Annotated in this window: 2 protein-coding genes; both read right to left on the reverse strand. The window is 40.3% G+C overall.

Annotation, left to right across the window (positions count from 1 at the left end; all coding sequences use genetic code 11):
* The coding region (locus AB1488_01710; GenBank protein MEW6408814.1) for a sigma-54 dependent transcriptional regulator at positions 1–1,304 on the reverse strand (1,304 nt) is incomplete at its 3' end.
* On the reverse strand, positions 1,273–1,568 hold a 296-nt coding region (locus AB1488_01715; protein MEW6408815.1), incomplete at its 5' end, for a HAMP domain-containing sensor histidine kinase. The genes AB1488_01710 and AB1488_01715, both read right to left, overlap by 32 nt.

Below are 1,568 nucleotides of genomic sequence, written 5' to 3' on the forward strand. Positions count from 1 at the left end.
CTGAGTTCCCTACAAACCATAGCGAGATTGTGGGAATGTCTCTTTATGCTCTGCAGTATAACCTCCTTTTCCCATTCCTCAAGGGCCTGAGGCTTTACGAGGTCGTTTGAAAGTGGGGCTGTTACTAAAATTTGTTGGGTAATATCTGCGGGTAAATCCGCTATAGTAATTACAGAATCCGATGAAAGAGCTACTACCTGGCAAATTATATTGTAGAGTTCTCTCACATTTCCAGGATAATCATATTGATAAAGGATATTTATAACTTCTGGGGAAAACTGTATTTCAGGCTTTTTGAATTTATCCCTGCAGAGGCCCAGAAAATGGCTTGCAAGAAGCGGGATATCCTCACGGTATTCCCTGAGTGGTGGAATATGTACATGCAGGACTTTTAGCCTGTAATACAGGTCTTCACGGAATTCCCCTTCCATTACAGCCTCTTCTAAATCTCTATTTGTTGCTGCCATAATTCTTACATTTATACTTTTATCTCTATTACTTCCTACACGACGGATTGTCTGATCCTGGAGCACCCCCAATAATTTTGCCTGCATGGTCTTATGTATATTGCCGATTTCATCGAGCAAAAAAGAACCACCATCTGCTTCTTCAAATAGCCCTCTCCTCTCGAGAATAGCACCTGTAAAGGCACCTTTTGTATGACCGAAGAGCTCGCTCTCAAGGAGATATTCTGGCACTGTAGCACAGTTTAGAGAAACATAGGGTTTATCTGCCCTTGAACTATTAATATGAATTGTTTTCGCAATAAGATTCTTTCCCGTCCCGGTTTCTCCTGTTATTAATACAGGGAGCTCGACCTTTGCAACCCTCTCTATCAGAGAGATGATTTTTTTTATCGCCTTACTCTGCCCTATAATCGGGAACAATTTCTTCCTCGATTCCTTCTGAATTTCATATAATTCCTTCACAGTCTTTGAGTGCTCGATTGACTTCCTGATTCTGTGAAGTATCTCTTCATTTTTGAAGGGCTTGGATATATAGTCAAAGGCACCAATCTTCATGGCTTCAACAGCGGAATCTACAGTACCATATGCTGTCATGATTATTACCTCGGTCTGGGGGATTTCTTTTTTTACATATTTAAGGACATCTATACCTGTAACAGGAGACATCTTCAGGTCTGTGATAACAAGGTCGAATTGTTTATGATTCAGACATTCTATCGCATATTCCCCACCTGCTGCCTCATCCACATTATAACCCTCTTTTTTAAGGAGGATAGCGAGGCTTTTTCTCATTCCACTCTGGTCATCAACTACCAGTATATCTGATATATCTGACATCCTTATCCTCCATTGTAAGACGCTCTACAGGATAGACTTCAAATTTTACAGGAAAGTTAATCTGGATTTGCGTCCCTTCCCCTATCTTGCTCGATATAAAAACATAACCTCCATGTTCTTTGACAATTTTATGGACAATATTGAGACCTAATCCTAATCCTTTATCTTTTGTTGAAAAGAAAGGCTGGAATACCTGTGAAAGAATATTATCAGACATGCCAGTACCTGTGTCAGCAACAGTCAATTCGACCTCATCCTCTGTAG

The organism is Nitrospirota bacterium (genome assembly GCA_040756155.1).
In the GTDB taxonomy this organism is placed as follows: Bacteria; Nitrospirota; Thermodesulfovibrionia; order JACRGW01; family JBFLZU01; genus JBFLZU01.